The 275-nt window shown below is 72.4% G+C and carries 1 protein-coding gene; it reads right to left on the bottom strand.

Going from position 1 to position 275, the window contains the following annotated elements; all coding sequences use genetic code 11:
• Positions 1-275 (bottom strand): alkaline phosphatase family protein (locus GUI70_RS23155; protein ID WP_202630593.1); only part of this gene is annotated, 275 nt, incomplete at both ends.

The raw sequence follows: 275 nt of genomic DNA, 5'->3' as shown, positions 1-275 counted from the left end.
GGCGGGGTCCGACCCCTCGAACCCGTGGTCGGCGGTCAGCAGGACGGCGACGTCGTCCAACTCGCCGCGGGCGTCGAGCAGGTCCAGGAAGACCCCGAGCCGAGCATCGGCTTGCCGCAACGATTCCCGCGCCGGCTCGGACCGGGGGCCCCCCGCATGATGCCCGGCGTCGGTGACGACATTGGCCCACCAGGTGAGCTTGGGGGCGGAAGCCAGCCCACCGGCATACAGGCGGCGCATCTGCTCCAACCCCATGTCGTCGACCTGCACGCCCC

Source organism: Deinococcus alpinitundrae, from assembly GCF_009982895.1.
In the GTDB taxonomy this organism is placed as follows: Bacteria; Deinococcota; Deinococci; order Deinococcales; family Deinococcaceae; genus Deinococcus; species Deinococcus alpinitundrae.
This window is presented reverse-complemented; position numbering and strand designations above follow the sequence as displayed.